Annotated in this window: 17 protein-coding genes; 11 read left to right on the top strand and 6 right to left on the bottom strand. The window is 68.4% G+C overall.

Translation table 11 applies throughout. The annotated features are described in order from the left end of the window. Nucleotides 1–35: 35 nt before the first annotated feature. The 11 genes from GBA65_RS03805 to otsB all read left to right on the top strand — a co-directional run bounded on the left by GBA65_RS03805 (nucleotide 36) and on the right by otsB (nucleotide 7,081). On the top strand, nucleotides 36–1,121 hold the full coding sequence (locus GBA65_RS03805; RefSeq protein ID WP_207956122.1) for an ABC transporter ATP-binding protein: 1,086 nt from the start codon (nucleotides 36–38) through the stop codon (nucleotides 1,119–1,121). Next, nucleotides 1,111–1,977, top strand: a complete 867-nt coding sequence (locus GBA65_RS03800; protein WP_166395451.1) for an ABC transporter permease — start codon at nucleotides 1,111–1,113, stop codon at nucleotides 1,975–1,977. Before GBA65_RS03805 ends, GBA65_RS03800 begins: the two co-directional genes overlap by 11 nt. A 194-nt stretch (nucleotides 1,978–2,171) precedes the next feature. Beyond that, complete coding sequence (locus tag GBA65_RS03795) at nucleotides 2,172–3,293, top strand: NCS2 family permease (protein WP_207956121.1); 1,122 nt, start codon at nucleotides 2,172–2,174, stop codon at nucleotides 3,291–3,293. 11 nt (nucleotides 3,294–3,304) lie between these two features. Then, nucleotides 3,305–3,529 carry a hypothetical protein gene (locus tag GBA65_RS22740; protein ID WP_207956120.1) on the top strand — a complete coding sequence of 75 codons (225 nt, stop codon included), beginning with the start codon at nucleotides 3,305–3,307 and terminating at the stop codon, nucleotides 3,527–3,529. Between the two features lie 136 nt (nucleotides 3,530–3,665). Next, nucleotides 3,666–3,926 carry a GlsB/YeaQ/YmgE family stress response membrane protein gene (locus GBA65_RS03790; protein WP_166395450.1) on the top strand — a complete coding sequence of 87 codons (261 nt, stop codon included), beginning with the start codon at nucleotides 3,666–3,668 and terminating at the stop codon, nucleotides 3,924–3,926. A 63-nt stretch (nucleotides 3,927–3,989) separates the two neighbouring features. Next, entirely contained in the window at nucleotides 3,990–4,472 is a 483-nt protein-coding gene (locus tag GBA65_RS03785) for an Asp23/Gls24 family envelope stress response protein (RefSeq protein ID WP_166395449.1), read from the top strand. 29 nt (nucleotides 4,473–4,501) lie between these two features. Further along, a complete protein-coding gene (locus tag GBA65_RS03780) occupies nucleotides 4,502–4,804 on the top strand; it encodes a Rossmann-fold NAD(P)-binding domain-containing protein (protein WP_207956119.1) in 303 nt (100 codons plus the stop codon). Next, on the top strand, nucleotides 4,791–5,369 hold the full coding sequence (locus GBA65_RS03775; RefSeq protein WP_166395448.1) for an Asp23/Gls24 family envelope stress response protein: 579 nt from the start codon (nucleotides 4,791–4,793) through the stop codon (nucleotides 5,367–5,369). The genes GBA65_RS03780 and GBA65_RS03775 overlap by 14 nt, the downstream gene beginning before the upstream one ends. Beyond that, entirely contained in the window at nucleotides 5,369–5,941 is a 573-nt protein-coding gene (locus tag GBA65_RS03770) for an Asp23/Gls24 family envelope stress response protein (RefSeq protein WP_166395447.1), read from the top strand. The genes GBA65_RS03775 and GBA65_RS03770 overlap by 1 nt, the downstream gene beginning before the upstream one ends. An 8-nt stretch (nucleotides 5,942–5,949) precedes the next feature. Next, on the top strand, nucleotides 5,950–6,150 hold the full coding sequence (locus GBA65_RS03765; protein WP_166395446.1) for a DUF2273 domain-containing protein: 201 nt from the start codon (nucleotides 5,950–5,952) through the stop codon (nucleotides 6,148–6,150). Nucleotides 6,151–6,292: 142 nt separating this feature from the next. Continuing rightward, nucleotides 6,293–7,081: a trehalose-phosphatase gene (otsB, locus tag GBA65_RS03760; protein ID WP_166395445.1), complete on the top strand. Its 789-nt coding sequence runs from the start codon at nucleotides 6,293–6,295 to the stop codon at nucleotides 7,079–7,081. On the opposite strand, the gene GBA65_RS03755 is transcribed toward otsB, so the two are convergent. The 6 genes from GBA65_RS03755 to GBA65_RS03730 form a co-directional block, all read right to left on the bottom strand. Then, entirely contained in the window at nucleotides 7,078–7,551 is a 474-nt protein-coding gene (locus tag GBA65_RS03755) for a hypothetical protein (RefSeq protein WP_166395444.1), read from the bottom strand. The genes otsB and GBA65_RS03755 overlap by 4 nt on opposite strands. 9 nt (nucleotides 7,552–7,560) lie before the next feature. Next, a complete protein-coding gene (locus GBA65_RS03750) occupies nucleotides 7,561–9,060 on the bottom strand; it encodes an alpha,alpha-trehalose-phosphate synthase (UDP-forming) (RefSeq protein ID WP_166395443.1) in 1,500 nt (499 codons plus the stop codon). Between the two features lie 40 nt (nucleotides 9,061–9,100). Further along, nucleotides 9,101–10,348 carry a glycosyltransferase gene (locus GBA65_RS03745; protein WP_228281654.1) on the bottom strand — a complete coding sequence of 416 codons (1,248 nt, stop codon included), beginning with the start codon at nucleotides 10,346–10,348 and terminating at the stop codon, nucleotides 9,101–9,103. Nucleotides 10,349–10,471: 123 nt separating this feature from the next. Then, a complete protein-coding gene (locus GBA65_RS03740) occupies nucleotides 10,472–10,903 on the bottom strand; it encodes an ATP-binding protein (RefSeq protein WP_166395442.1) in 432 nt (143 codons plus the stop codon). Nucleotides 10,904–11,069: 166 nt separating this feature from the next. Continuing rightward, nucleotides 11,070–11,966: a slipin family protein gene (locus GBA65_RS03735; protein WP_407691059.1), complete on the bottom strand. Its 897-nt coding sequence runs from the start codon at nucleotides 11,964–11,966 to the stop codon at nucleotides 11,070–11,072. A gap of 165 nt (nucleotides 11,967–12,131) precedes the next feature. Continuing rightward, nucleotides 12,132–13,727 carry a C40 family peptidase gene (locus GBA65_RS03730; RefSeq protein ID WP_166395441.1) on the bottom strand — a complete coding sequence of 532 codons (1,596 nt, stop codon included), beginning with the start codon at nucleotides 13,725–13,727 and terminating at the stop codon, nucleotides 12,132–12,134. Nucleotides 13,728–13,905: the final 178 nt, after the last annotated feature.

The raw sequence follows: 13,905 nt of genomic DNA, 5'->3' as shown, positions 1-13,905 counted from the left end.
GCTTTGCTCGAAGCCGCCGGGTTTGGGAGCGCCACGTGGTCGATGAGCATGCGCGCGAGGGTCTCGCCCGCAGAAGGGGGGTGCGCGTGCGGGAGCCGGCAAGAGTAGGAGGGGGTGCCAACGCCGACGCGGCGTCCGATCTGCCCGTGATCTCCACCCGGGGCCTCTCCAAGTCCTACCGGCGGGTCCATGCGCTAAAGCCGCTGGACCTCACGGTCTCCAGGGGCTCCATCTTCGGTTTCCTGGGGCCGAACGGGGCGGGCAAGACCACCGCCATCAAGCTGTTGCTCGGGCTCACGCGGCCTACCTCGGGGACGGGGACCGTCTTCGGCAGAGACATCGCCACCGAGGGGGTCGAGATCCGTAGCCGTATCGGCTACCTCGCTCAGGAGCCGCGCTTCTACGACTTCATGACGGCGCGGGAGACCCTGCGCTTCACGGCCCGCTTCTTCTACGAGGGCCCCGAGAAGGTCATAGAGAGGCGGATCGGCGAGTCGCTCGAGCTCGTCGGCCTGGAGGAGAAGGCGGACAGGAAGGTCCGGGGCTTCTCCGGGGGCGAGCGCCAGAGGCTCGGGCTCGCGCAGGCGCAGATCAACGACCCGGAGCTTCTGATCCTGGACGAGCCCGCAGCCTCGCTCGACCCGATGGGCCGCCGGGACGTCCTCTCCATCATGGAGAGCTTCAAGGAGCGGGCGACCATCTTCTACTCGACCCACATCCTCTCCGACGTCCAGCGCGTCTCGGACTCGTTGGCGATCTTGAAGGACGGGAAGCTGCTCGCCCAGGCCTCCACGGAGGAGCTCCTCTCCGGCCGTAGCGGCGGCACCGCGACCTACGAGCTGCTCCTCAAGGCCACGAGCAAGGAGGCCACGGAGAAGCTTGGGGAGCTTCGCTCGCGGGTTCGCGGCCTACCCTGGGTCTCCTCGCTCGAGGAGGAGCCCGATGCGGGCGAGCTCCGGTGGATCGTGCGCGTGACGGCCGAGGCGGCGGCCGAGGAGGACCTGCTGCGGCTGGTGCTCGATCATCGGGGCGTGCGGGTCGTCAGCTTCGGGCGGCAGCGGCGCAGCCTGGAGGAGGCCTTCTTTGGGCTGGTGGAGGGGGGGGACGTGCATGGCGGCTAGGGGTTCGTCCGGGGCCGGAGGATACGCCGAGGGCTCCGGGAGGCAGGGAGCGTCCGAAGGGACGGCCCGGGAGGCCCTCGTGCTGCACCCGTCGCGGGGGACGTTCGGCGGTTTCAGGAACCTCGTGGGCAAGGAGAACAAGGACTGGGCCTCGGACTTCTCGTGGCTGGCACACGCCGCGATCTGGCTCGTCCTCGTCGCCGGGACGCCGCTCGTGGTTTCTTTCGTGCGGACCCGCATCAACCCCGACGTGAGCCCGAAGGACGTGAACGATACGGCGGCGCTCCTGTTCTTCGTGATGGCGACGATCAGCACGGTGATCGCGGTGATCGTCAGGACGCAGGGCGCCATTATCGGGGAGAAGCAGCTCGGGACCGCCGCTTGGGTCCTCTCCAAGCCCGTCTCGCGCAAGGCGTTCGTGCTGGCGAAGCTCGTGGTGAACGCGCGCTGGCTCGCGCTGCTGACGGTTCTGATACCGGCGGTGGTGGTCTACGCCTCCCTGCCGAGCGTCTCGGGCCGGCCCCTGCCGCTCTTGCCCTTCCTCGGTGGCGTGGGGATGATGCTCGTGGGCCTCGCCTTCTACCTCGCGCTCTCGCTGCTGCTCGGCACGATCTTCGAGAGCCGGGGACCGGTGGCCGGGAGCGTGTTCGGCTTCCTCGTCGGCGGCTTCCTGCTCTCGAACTACGCCGGGTGGCTCGTCGCGATCTTCCCCTGGCTCTTCTTCGAGAACGCCTACAACCTCTCCGAACAGGGCTGGATGCCGGCGACCGGCACGATCTCGGTCGCCGCAACCGCGGTCTGGTCGGTCGTATTCGTCGTCCTCTGCCTCTGGCGCTTCGAACGCGCGGAGGTCTGAGAGAGGCTACTTTCCGGACCGGAGTGGTGTTCGGGCCGGGCACGCCGAGACCATGCATCCGGGGCCTCTCCCCCGTCCTTACCGCTTCCGGGCTAGACACCCTGCCACGGGCTAGCTATATTGGCTCGGCACATAGTTCGTGCCGGGTGAGGTAGACCGTCGAGCGGGGCGCCAGAGGGGAGCAGTAGAAGATCTTGGACCGTTTTTTCAAGTTCTCCGAGCGGGGGACGAACCTAAGGACGGAGGTCGTGGCGGGGCTTACGACCTTTATGACGATGGCTTACATCATCTTCGTCAACCCGGCGATCCTCAGCACCGAGGGGACGGGGCTCTCGGCGGAGGGCGTCTTTGTCGCGACGTGTCTCGCGGCGGCGGCGGCGAGCATAGCGATGGGCGTGGTCGCCAACTTCCCGGTGGCGCTCGCCTCGGGCCTCGGGCTCAACGCGGTCGTGGCGTTCACCCTGATCCTGGGCCTCGGCATACCGTGGCAGACGGCCATGGCCGCCGTGATCGTGGAGGGTTTGATCGTGACGCTGCTCGTCCTGACGAACCTGCGCGAGGCGGTCTTGAACGCGATCCCGCTCTCGCTCAAGTTCGCGATCGCGGTGGGGATCGGCCTCTTTATAGCGTTTATCGGCCTCAAGAACGCCGGCATCGTGGTCCTGGACCCAGTGACGTACCTCACGCTTGGCGACTTCACGCAGGGGCCTGTCCTCCTCGCCCTCTTCGGGCTCGCCATTACGCTCGCGCTCGTGGCGCGGGGGTTGAGGGGCGGACTGATCGCGGGCATCCTCCTGACGGCCGTCGTCGGCATGGTCCTGGGCGTCGTGCCCTTCCCCTCCGCCGTTGCCTCCCTCAACCTCGACACCTCCACGATCGGGGGCGGGGTGCTGGCGCTGCCGGACGTGCTGCAGCTCACGCTGCTGCCCGTGATCTTCGCGCTCTTCATGACGGACTTCTTCGACACGATGGGGACCGTTATCGCGGTCGGCCAGGAGGCGAAGCTCCTCGACGAAGACGGCCGCCTGCCGAACGCGAAGCGGGTGCTGCTCGTCGACTCCCTGGCGGCGGTCGGCGGCGGGGCGATGGGCGCGAGCAGCGTGACGAGCTACATCGAGAGCGGCTCGGGGGTCGCCGAGGGCGGTCGCACCGGGATGACGAGCGTGGTGGTGGGCATCCTGTTCCTGCTCGCGCTGCCGTTCTCGCCGCTCGTTACGGTCATCGGGGGAGCGTGCCGATCCCGGGAGGGCCGGACGGGGCCGAGATCTTCGTTTCTCCCGTTACGGCGCCCGCGCTCATCGTCGTCGGCTTCCTGATGATGACCTCGGTGCGCTTCATACCGTGGGACCGGGCGGACGAGGCGATCCCCGCCTTCCTCACCATCCTGACCCTGCCGCTGACCTTCAACATCTCCTATGGCATAGGGTTCGGCTTCATATCGTACGTGCTGATCAAACTCGCCCGCGGCAAGCCCGGCGAGGTACACCCGCTGCTCTACGTGGCGGCGGCCCTCTTCGCACTCGCCTTTCTCGTCCCGGCCCTGCAGCAGTAGCGAGAAGAGAGAGCCCGTGTAAGCGCGTTTATCTCCCATACGGCGGGGGTAGAAGGGTTAGCGCGGGACGCTGTGCTGGTCTATATTGGCCGTGGCCTGCGCTTGAGAGTATTAGGTAGGGGGGAGGTGAGAAACCGTGGGCATCTTAGCTTGGATCGTGGTGGGGCTTGTTGCCGGCATACTGGCGAAGATCGCCATGCCGGGTCCGGATCCTGGTGGCATCATCTTGACCGTCGTCATAGGCATAGCGGGGGCCGTAGTCGGGGGGTTGATCGTCAACGCCATCCTGGGACGTCCGGGGGTGACGGGGTTCGACCTTCCTACCGTACTGGTAGCGACCCTTGGCGCCGTCCTCCTTCTGGCCGTGTACCGGTTTGTCACGCGCCGAGCGGTCTAGCGACCGTCTCGCGCAGGCAGTGGCGGAAGGCGAAGAGTCGTTTCTAACGAAAGGAGCAGTAACTTGAGTGACCAGAGCACCCAGCAGCAGAGGCAGAGCAGCCCGCTCCAGACCGAGCGCGGCGGCACGAGGATCGAAGACAGCGTCGTCGCGAAGATAGCGGGGATCGCGGCGCAGGAGGTAGACGGCGTCCGGATGGGCGGCAGCACCTCCCAGTCCGTCGGCGGTCTCCTCAGCAGCCTGCCCGGGGTGAGCAGCGGCGGCAGCGAGTCCCGCGGCGTCTCCGTCGAGGTCGGCGAGGTCGAGGCCGCGGTGGACATCACGGCGACCGTCGCCTACGGCCGGAGCATCCCGCAGGTCTCCGAGGCCGTGCGCCGCAACGTCATAAACCGCGTCGAGAACCTCGTGGGGCTGAGGGTCACCGAGGTCAACATCACGGTCAACGACGTCTTCTTCCCGGAGCAGGAGCGCCAGCAGCAGCAACAGCAGCAGCAGCGCCAGATCGAGCAGCAGCAACAGCAGCAGCAAGAGCAGCGGGTCAGGTAAGCAAGCAAGCGAGCTGGGAGAGGACCGTCTTGATCGACGACCTGCAACTGGCGAGGGCCGTGCGAGAGGCGGCCCTCGCCACGACCGGGGTCCACTCGATGGGCACCGGTCGTTACGCCGAGGCCGCCACCTACGGGGCGGGCGAGAAGGTTACCGGGGTGGTCGTGGATCCCGACGAGGTGCGGGTGCATATCGTCGCCCGTTATCCGCTCGCGGAACCGCTCCCCGCCCTCGCCGAGCGCGTGAGGGAGAGGGTCGCCTCGCGAGCCGAAGGACGACCCGCGATGGTCGTCGTCGAGGACCTGGAGGTGGAGCAGAATGAGAATCTTTAACCGGATAATCGTCGTTCTGCTCCTCGCGGCCCTCGTGGCTCTGGGGATCGCGACGGTCTTCTACGCCTTCGACCTCGCCGGCTACCGGCTCGCCAACCTTCCCAACGCCCTCGGGCTCACCGGCGTGGTTCAGAGCTTCAGCTCCTTTGTCGGCAACGTGGAGAGCGGGAACCTCAACCCGCTGGACTACGTCGTACTCGGCGCGATCGCGCTCCTCGGCCTGATCCTGCTGATCCTGGAGCTCAAGCCGCCCTCCCCCCGCCGGGTCAGGATGCAGGAGGGGACCTACATCACGCGGAGCGCCGTGCGCGACGAGGTCTCCACGGCGACGGAGAACAACCCGGAGGTGCTCCAGTCGGACGTCGACGTGGCGGCCCAGAGGAGGCCGGGCGCCAAGGTAGACGTCACGGCGAGCGTCCGGCGCGGCGAGGACACGAGCCGCTTGCAGTCCGAGGTTCGCAACTCCGTGCAGGAGCATCTGGGTCGCGTGGGGGTACCGGTCAGCAACCTCAACGTCCGCATCGCGGAGTCGGATCCGCGCCAGACGAAGACGAGGGTTAAGTAATGAATGGTTTCAACCGTTTCATAATGCTCCTGTTGGCCCTGCTCCTCATAGCCGTGCCCGTGCTTCTGCTCCTGATCGCCTTCGGGGTGTTCTCGGCGGACGCGATCAACTCGGTGACCGGGTATCGGAGCGGGTTGAGGGGCCTGGAGGGTCTGGTCTCGAACTTCAACTTCCCGCAGGGGACCCGGGTCATCATCGCCATAGTCGGCGCCCTTCTCGCGCTGATAGCCGGCTACCTGCTCCTCCGCGAGCTGACGTTCGGCCGTCCCGTGGCGCGCAAGGCCCTCGTGGACGACACGCCGGGCCGCGAGACCGCCATCACGGCCACCGCGGTGCGCCACCTCGCCGAGGGCGCCGCCCGCGAGGTCGGGGCCGAGTCCCCCTCCTGCTCCCTCGCGTCCACCGGCGGGCGCTACGACGTGGCGTGCGACATCCGGGTACCGAGATCCCGCAACTTCGCCGAGACCGCCACCCGAACCCGCGAGAACGTCCGCCGGGTCCTCGGGGAGCAGCGCGTGCCCCTGAACAACGTGGAAGTCACGGTGCAGGGTAGCACCGCATCCCAAGGATAAGGAGAGAAATGACCACCTGGACCTACAAGCAGTGGGGAGCCCTGATAGGGGCGCTCGTGATGTTCTCGATAGCCCTCGTGGGTATCGGCGAGACGGCGCTCGTGGTGATCTTCGGCATCATCGGCTACTTCGTGGGCAAGTTCCTGGACGGCGAGCTCGACGTTCAGGACATACAGCAGCGCGCCCAGCGGCGCATGAGCGGCGGCTAGGCCCCCAGGTTCTGATCTCCCGGCCCCGGACGGAGCATCTCCCGTCCGGGGCCGTTCTCTTGCCCCCGAGCCCATGGGCATCAGGGGCTCTCGTTCCCGGCTTCCGTGGAACGTGGGGGCGCGGACGGTTATCCTTCGGCGCGTGAGCAGCGAAGCGTGGGAGAAGCTGAAGGAGTGGAGCCGCGAGCCCGAGGGGGTCGCGATCTTCACGGACATCGACGGCACGCTCGCCCCCATCGTCCCGACCCCGGACTTATCCGAGGTGCCCGAGGAGCTGCGGCAGCTGCTGTCGCGCCTCGCCGAGAGCTACCGGATAGTCGCCGGCATCAGCGGAAGGGCGACGCCCGACGCCAAGAAGCTGCTCGGCCTCGAAGACGTCGTGTACTACGGCAACCACGGGTTCGAGATCCTGCGTGACGGCGCGGTCGAGGTCGTGCCGGAGGCGATGCCGTACGAGGAGAAGGTCAGGGAGCTGGAGGGGCTTGCGAGGGAGGTGCTGGAGCTCCGGGGCGCCTTTATCGAGGACAAGGGCATCACCGCCTCCATCCACTACCGCAACGCCCCCCCGGAGGTGGGCGAGATGTCCAAGGCCTTCGTGAAGCGGGAGGGCGAGCGGCTGGGGCTGCGCATAACGGTCGGCAGGGGCGTCGTCGAGGCGCGGCCCCCCATCCGCGCCGACAAGGGCACCGCCGTCCGTCGCCTGGTCGAGGAGTACGGTCCCGAGAGGGCGCTGTTTATCGGCGACGACACGACCGACCTCGACGCCTTCCGCGCGCTCGAGGAGCTTCGGGAAGAGGGCGTGCTCCGGGAGAGCCTGCGCGTCGGCGTGAGGAGCGACGAGGGGCCGCCGGAGATCGTCTCCGAGGCGGACCTGGTCGTGGACGGGGTCGAGGGCGTGGGCGACGTGCTGCGCGTGCTGGCCGGCGGCTAAGGTCGGCCTCCGACCCCGCTTCCGTAGAGCCCGAGGATCGCCGCCAGGGGAAGGGCGAGGACCAGCCCCTCGACGAGCCCCAGGAATCCTGCGAGCACCACGAGGATGGGAGCGGAGAAGAGCATCCCGGTCACGGTGTTGCCCGATGCCGGGTCCACGTAGAACGCAAGGTTTGCTACCCCCAACGCCAGGCCGGCCAGCGCCCCACCGAGCGCGATACCTAGCACCACGAAGAGGTAGCGGGCGAAGGAGCCTCTCTCGTGTATGGGCCGCCTCGCCCGGAGCAGCACCTCCGCCGCGAGGACACCGGCCGCGCCGGAGAGCACCACGAGAACGGTCCCGTGCGGCCAAAACCTCTCCCCTGCGTCGTCGCCGAGCAGCGCCTCCGAGGACGCGACGGCCCAGAACAGCGTGGCGTTAGCGATGCCCGTCAGCAGCGCGGCAGTTCTCAGGAAGGCCGCCACGCCCATCGGCCCCGCCTAACCCCGTGCCTTCCGGTACGCGGTAATGTCTTCCAGCTGCGCCTCCACCCACTCCTCTATGGTGTTCTCCCGGACCTGCCGCTTCAGCGCCTCGGCGCGGCGCTTCTTCTCCTCCTCGGGCATGGTGAGGGCCGCGTGGATCGCGTCTGCGCCCTCGTCGAGGTCGAACGGGTTGACGGTGACGGCGAACTCCCCGAGCTCCTCGTGGGCGCCGGCGGTCTCGGAGAGGACGAGGACGCCGTTCTTCTCGTTGACGACGGCGGCCTCCTTCGCGACGAGGTTCATGCCGTCGCGGACGGCGTTGACGAGCAGGACGTCGTAGGCCTTGTAGGCGGCGACGGAGCGGGGGAAGTTGTCCTCCATGGAGAGGACGATGGGCGTCCAGGAGGGGGTGCCGTGCTCCTCGTTGACCTCCTCGACGGCCTTGTGGATGGCCTCGGCGTACGCTGCGTACTCGGGGATGTCGCCCCGGGAGGGCTGGAGGCCGGCGAGGAAGGTCACCTCCCCCTTCATCTCGGGGTGGCGCTCGAGCATGCGCCCGTAGGCCTGAAAGCCCCGCAGGACGTTCTTGGAGAGGTCCGTGCGGTCTATGCGGAGCAGGAGCTTGCCGGGGAGGTCCCTCACGGGGCCCTCCTGCTCGCGGACGGCGTCGCTCGCGGCCAGCTCCTCGAACTCGCCCGGGTCTATGGAGATGGGGTAGGCGCGGGCCCACACCTCCCGGCCCTCGTAGCGGACGACGCCCTTCTCCTCGTCGCCCTCCACCCCGAGTACCTCGCGGGCGGTGCGGACGAAGTTGCGCGCGTAGCGGTCGGTGTGGAACGCGACGACGTCGGCCCTGAGGAGGCTCTGCAAGACGCCCTCCCGGACGTAGCGGGGCAGGACGCGCCACCCTTCGGGGTCCGGCCAGGGGATGTGGACGAAGAGCGAGACGAACGGCCCTTCCCCGAGGCGCTCGCGCAGGAAGTGCGGGACCATGTAGAGCTGGTAGTCGTGGACGAGGACGATGGGCTCTCCCCCACCCTGCGGGTTCCCCTCCAGCACGCGCTCGACGGCCGCGGCGAAGTTCTCGTTTACGGGGAGGTAGCCCTCCTCCCACGCCCGCCGGGTATCGTCACCGAGGGCGGGGGCGTAGGGGAGGTCGTAGAGGCCGTGCTGGACAAACCAGAGCAGGGGGTTGGCGAGGGTGTTGTACATGAGGTCGTAGGCGTCCGCGTCGTGCTCGACGAGCGCCACGCGCAGGTCCTCGACCTCGTACGGCTCCTCGCGGCTCTCGGCGGCGACGCGGGCGTCCTCGTCGGAGGTCGCAGAGGCGATCCAGACCGCCCCCTCCTGACGCCGTGAGACGGCGTTCAGGGCCGTCACGAGGCCGCCGGCGCCCCGGGAGTAGGTGCGGTCCCCGGAGCCGTCCAGGGAGAACGTCACGGGGCCACGGTTCGAGACGATCACGATCGGGGAGCCGTCCCTTCCTCCGCCGCCCTCGGCGCCGTGTGCGACCATCTCGTGGACCTCCCGCTAGGCTGGTTCTCGTCCGTGCTCGTTAAACGTTCAGAAGCTCGGCGAAGAGCTTGAGGTCGTCGCGCAGCAGGCGTGGGGTGAGGTAGTGCTCGCGGACGTGCTCCTTGCCGTGGCGGCCCATGCGGCGGGCGAACTCGGGGTCCTTGAGGAGCTTGGTGCAGGCCGCCGCGGCCTCCGGGACGTTGTCCACGAGGATCCCTCCGCCCTGGTCCACCTGCATCGGGATGCCGCCGACCCTGCCGGCGACGAGCGGGCGGGCCTTCCACAGACCCTCCGTCACGACGAGCCCGAAGCCCTCCCGGATGGACTTCTGGATCACGACGTCGGCGAGGCTCTGGAAGGCGTTCACCTCTATGGCGCCCACGTTCGTGAGGTTCGAGAAGAGGAAGATGTCGCTGTCCCCCGCCGCGTAGTTGACCGTCTTGTACCAGTAGTCCCAGCCCTCGGGGTCGTCGTGGGCCATCGAGCCGACGAGGACGAGCTGGACCTCCGGAATCTCCTCCTTGACCATGCGATACGCGTCGATGACGCCCAACGGGTCCTTCCAAGGGTCGAAGCGCGAGACCTGAAGGAGGAACGGCCGCTCTGGGTCGACGCCGAACTGGTTCGTTATGAAGCGGGCGTCGTCGGTTGAGAGGGCCATGTTCTTGGGGCTCAAGGGGTCTATCGCCGGGGGATGATGACGAGGCCCGGGAGCTCCACGTCGGGCGGGGTGTACTCCTTCATCGTGTAGATCTGGGCGTCGTAGTCGCGGATGTACGGAAAAAGGTAGTTCAGGACCCCTGGTTCGGGGTCGAGGTGTCGATGTGGCAGCGCCAGATCCACTTGGTCTTCGGCCCGAGCCCGCCGGTGAAGTGCTTGAGGAGGGCGGGCTGGGGTCGTGGACGAAGACGATGTCCCACTCCTTGCCCGACCGCTCGAGGGCCGCCGCCGACTCGCGGTTGTACTCCTCGTAGATCGCGCGGCTCTCTATGGTCAGGTCGTAGGGCGCCCCCTGCAGGGCGTTGTGGAAGCCCTTGGTGACGTTGAAGAAGGGCTCCGCCCCGAGCATGACGCCCCACTCCGCCTCCACCCCAGCGTCGCGCATGAGCGGTACGAGGGTATACAAGATCTCCGCGACCCCGCCGCCGAAGGCCGTGGCGTTGACGTGTAAGACCCGCGCGCCCTTGACGCGCTCGGAGAGGTCCTGGATCTCTTCGTAGAGATCCCGGCGGATGATGCTACGGTAGTCGGCTAGAGACTTATGGCCCGCGTTTACCTGCTGGAGCAAGACCCTTCCAATCCATAGTAGACGAGCGCGTCACGTACGTCACAGAGTATATTGAGACGGTACGGCCGCGCAAGCCACGAGGGGCTGTACGGAAGGGTCGCCGCGGAAGTTCGGCCCGCTGTACTAGGTGGTGGCGGTGGCGGAGGTCGAGCGGCGCACCATCTTCAGGCGCGTGCCCTCGGCGGTGGAGTCCACGACGACGTCGTCGACGAGGCCGCGGATCACGGTAAGGCCGAACCCGCCGTGCTCGCCGGGCTTGCCCGAGAGCTCACCGAGGTCGAAACCACCGCCCGCGTCCGTGACCGTCACCTCGACCGCGCCCGGCAAGACCCGGTACTCGATCTGGAAGGAGCCCACCTCCGCGTGGCGCACCACGTTCGTGGCGGCTTCGGTGACGGCCAGCTTCAGATCGTAGACGTCCTCCGGACCGAAGCCCGCGAGTTGGCCCACGCAAGAAACGACGAGCCTCCCGAGCAGGATGTACTCCGCGCCGCTCGGGATCTCGAGAACGATGGGCTCCGCGCTACCGAACTTTTTCTCCTGTTGTTCTCTCATGGTTTCACAAGTCATCTGAGTTCGCCTCCAGAAGCCTGGCAAGGCGTCGCAGTACGTGGCGACCGCGTGCCCAACTCCTTGTCTCCGCGCACATCCCTACCCAGCCCCAATGGTCTTTAACCCGTGGGGCCGTGGGGATTGTCGCGAGGCCGAACAACGGGGCCGCCTAGGCGGGCCGCTCCCCGCTGCCGTCCTCCTCCTCGGGCCTCTCGCCGACGGCCTCCTCGTAGAGCCGCTCGGCCTCGTCCTCCTCCATGCGGCGGGCGGCGGCGGCCTGCTGGCGGGCGTACCCGTCGTTCGAGCCGTTGCCCCCCTGCAGGTAGGGGCGGAAGAGGTCCATCGGGACGGGGATGATGACGGTGGAGTTGTTCTCCGTGGAGATCTCGCCGAGGGTCTGGAAGAGCCTGAGCTGGAGGGCGGTAGGGCTCTCGAGGCGGTCGGCCGCCTGGCGGAGGCGCTGGGAGGCCTGGTACTCGCCCTCGGCCGAGATGATCTTGGCGCGACGCTCGCGCTCGCTCTCGGCCTGGCGCGCCATCGCGCGCTGCATCCCCTGCGGTATCTCCACGTCCTTGACCTCGACGTGGCTGACCTTGATCCCCCACGGGTCGGTCTGCTCGTCGATGATGGACTGGAGCTCCTCGTTTATGGACTCGCGGTTGGTGAGCAGGTCGTCGAGGTCCTTCTGCCCCAGCACGCTCCTGAGGGTCGTCTGGCTGATCTGGCTGGTCGCGAGCACGTAGTTCTCGACCTCGATGACGGCCTTATTGGGGTCGAGGACCCGGAAGTAGATGACGGCGTTGACGCGGGCGGGGACGTTGTCGCGGGTGATAAGGTCCTGAGGCGGCACGTCCATCGTGACGGTCCTGAGGTCTATCTTCACCATCCTGTCGACTACGGGGATGAGGACGAAGGGCCCCGGCCCCTTGGCCCGCCCCTGCACCCTGCCCAGCCTGAAGATCACGCCGCGCTCGTACTCGCTGACGATCCGGATGGAGGAACTCAACAGGAAGAGTACGACCAGCACGACGACGCCTACCACGATCAAGGAACCGAACCCGGCCACCTGCAAAAGACCCAAAGAGACCACCCTTGCCACAAAACCCCGGCTGGAAACTAAACCATCACTTGAAAGAATTGTACCATCGCCGGCCGGCTCTTCGGCGAACGGGAAGGGGGGCGGGCCGTCCGGCCCGCCCCCCTTCGGGGTCCCTCGTCGTGGCGTCTCGCGCTAGAGGAGCCTCCTCGCGCCCGCGTAGCCCGGGATGTTGTCTATCGGGGTCTCCGTCACGTAGCCGGCGTACGTCGATGCGTGGATCGTCGTGCCGTTGCCCGTGGCGATGCCGACGTGGGTGATGCCGGCGCCGCCCTCGGCCCAGAAGACCAGGTCGCCGGCCTGCGGAGGCCCGGAGACCGGGACGCCCATGCCGAACTGCGCGACCGGATCGTCGGGGAGCGAGATCCCGAAGGCTTGGTAGACGAGCATCGTGTGGCAGGAGCAGTCCTCAGCGACGTTGGCGGAGCAGGGGCCCGGAGGGGAGAAGACGTACGGGGTGCCCATGTGGCTCGCCGACTCGGCGACGACCGCGCTGCCGGAGGCGGAAGCCGGGGCCGCAGGGGCCGCCGGAGCCGGCTGCTGCGGCGAGGCCTGGAGACCCGCGCCCGCCCCGGTGCCGCCGCCGTCGTACTGATCGCCGGCCGTGATCCCGCCGCCCACGTTGCCGGGCCTCTCGTTCTCGTACTGGTCGGCCGCGGCCTGATCGGCGGCCTGCTCGGCCTCGTACTGCTGCTGCGCCGCGGCGTCCTGCGCTGCTGCGGCCTGCTGCTCGGCGGCGAGGCGCTCGGCCTCGGCTTGCTGGGCAGCCGCTTGCTCGGCGGCGGCCTGCTCGGCGGCGGCGCGTTGCGCGGCGAGCTCCGCCCGGCGCTCGGCCCTGGCGGCCTGCCTCTCGGCGGCGGCCTGCTCGGCGGCGGCGGCCTGCTCGGCGGCGAGCCTGGCCTCCTCGGCGGCGGCGGCCTTCTCAGCCGCGTAACGCTCGGCGGCGGCCTGCTCGGCGGCACGCTGCTCGGCGGCGAGCCTTGCGGCCCTGGCGGCCTGCCTCTCGGCCGCATCCTGGGCGGCGAGGTCGACCTCGGGGGTCTCGACGGGCTCGGGGACGGTCGCGGCGACCGGCTCGGCCTCGACGGTCTTCTCGGGGACCTCGGTCACGACGCCGGCGGGGATCGCCTCGGCGGGGACGTCCTCGATCCGGACGGGCTCCGGCTGGCGGATGGGCTGAACCGCCTGCACCGCCTCGGGCTCGGCCTCGGCGATCTCGGCCCGCAACCTCTCGCCGGCGGCCCGCGCCTCCTCGACCCGGCGGGCCTGCTCGGCCTCCAGGGCCGCCTGGAGCTCGGCGTTCAGGCCGTCGAGGTAGGCCTGCGCGTCCTCCTCCAGGGTGGAGGCCCGGTCGAGCTGGGCGTCCGCCTCGCCGAGGGCCTCGACGCGCTGATCCCGCGTCGCCTCGAGGAGCGCCTTCTTCTCGGCGAGCGTGTCCCGGATCTCGCGGACCCGATCGAACTCGGCCCGCTCCCGGGCCAGGAGACGCACCCAGAGCTCGAGCCTGTTGGAGAACTCGGAGAAGTTCTCGGCCCCGACGAGCACGTCGACGAAGCCGACGTTGCCACTCTTGTACATCGTGGAGGCCCGGTCCTCGAGTCGGGCCTGCGCCTCCACGAGATCCTCCTCGGTGACGCTCAGGTCCTCCGTCGTCGCGGCTATCTCCTCGTCGAGCTCCCCGAGCTGGTAGACGGCGTTGCCGTGTGCCTCGTAAGCGGTGCCCGCATCCATTCGTAACTCCGCGAGCCTTTGCTGGGCCTCTGCGACCTCATCCTGCGCGCCATCGGCGCCCGGCGCGGCACCGGCTGTAAGCCCGAACGCGAACACCGCGCCCACCATAAGACCTAGAAGCACCACCAAGTTAACCCTTCGAAGCATGGCGTACGGGCTCCTTCCCCTTCGCAATGTT

This window comes from Rubrobacter marinus (assembly GCF_011492965.1).
In the GTDB taxonomy this organism is placed as follows: domain Bacteria; phylum Actinomycetota; class Rubrobacteria; order Rubrobacterales; family Rubrobacteraceae; genus Rubrobacter_F; species Rubrobacter_F marinus.
Note: the sequence above shows the minus strand (reverse complement) of the source record. Positions and strands in the feature narration are given on the sequence as shown.